The organism is Protofrankia sp. Cr1 (assembly GCF_963555865.1).
GTDB lineage: Bacteria > Actinomycetota > Actinomycetes > Frankiales > Frankiaceae > Protofrankia.
This window is the reverse complement of sequence record NZ_CAUVXO010000595.1, coordinates 2,148-3,259: the sequence shown is the minus strand read 5'-3', so window position 1 is coordinate 3,259 and position 1,112 is coordinate 2,148. Positions and strand designations below refer to the sequence as shown.

The 1,112-nt window shown below is 68.2% G+C and carries 1 protein-coding gene; it reads right to left on the bottom strand.

Features of this window, described 5'->3' with window-relative positions:
• On the bottom strand, positions 1-991 hold a 991-nt coding region (locus tag U9980_RS26400), incomplete at its 3' end, for a serine/threonine-protein kinase (protein ID WP_322770408.1).
• Between the last annotated feature and the right edge of the window lie 121 nt (positions 992-1,112).

Sequence of the window (1,112 nt, the reverse complement as noted above, 5' to 3'; positions counted from 1 at the left end):
CCGGTGGCGATGAGGGGGGCGAGACCGTCCACGGTGATGATGGTTTGACCGCGGTCGGCGGCGCCAACGGGCGGGGGGCGGGAGCCGGCGGCTGGCGGTTGAACTGAGGTGAGCGGTCGGCAGCCTCGCGGACGTCGTCGTCGAGGCGCACTCCGATCCCGGCGCGGGCGGTCCACCGAGGGCCGTAGACACTGCCGGCCGCATGGGCAAGATCGAGAGCGAAGGCGTGAGCGGAGGGCTGGCGGACGGCCGGATCCTTGGCCAGAGTTCGCAGAACCACCTCAGCCACCGGCGCGGGCACACCCACCAGCGGCGGTGGCGGCGAGTAGAGGTGCTGGTAGCCCAGGGCATGCGAGGACAGCGCCGGATCAAACAGCGGCGCCCCGACGAGCAACTCGTAGAGAAGCACACCCAGGGCATAGAGGTCGGTCGGCGGCCCCAACCGGCCGCCGACAAGCTGTTCAGGCGCCATGTACTTCGGGGTCCCGATGAGCATGCTCGCGGTGGCCGCGGACCCGTCGAAAATCTTCGCAATTCCGAAGTCGGTGACCTTGAGTAAGTCGCCGGTGTCAAACATGATGTTGTCGGGCTTGATGTCGCGGTGCAGTACTCCCTGGGTATGGGCGCAGGTCAGCGCTGCGGCCGCTGCCAGACCGACCGCGCAGGCGCCCTCCGGGGAGATCTCCGTGCGCCGACGGGTCAGCGTCCCCCCGCCCAGTAACTCCATGACGATCAGATGCAGGTCGTCGGCCTCGACATAGTCATAGACCCGCACCACATGCGGGTGATCCAGGGCTGCGAGGATCCGCGCCTCGGTCTTGAAACCACCCGGCGCGTTCTCCTGCGCCGGGGACAATATCTTGATCGCGACATCACGGTTCAGGTCGCGGTGGCGGCCCGACAGCACCAGCCCGAACGCGCCCGCACCCAGTTTGGTGCCCAGGTCGTAGCCGGGGAGCAGCGCGGCTACCTGCGCCTCGTCGACGATCACGACGCGAAAGCCGGCACGTGCCGGCGTCCGTCGTCCACGATCACACACTCACTCATACATCCCCCAGCGTAATGGGGCAATCCTAACCCCAGCCGATCGCCCCGGCCGAACCGGAGCGCCA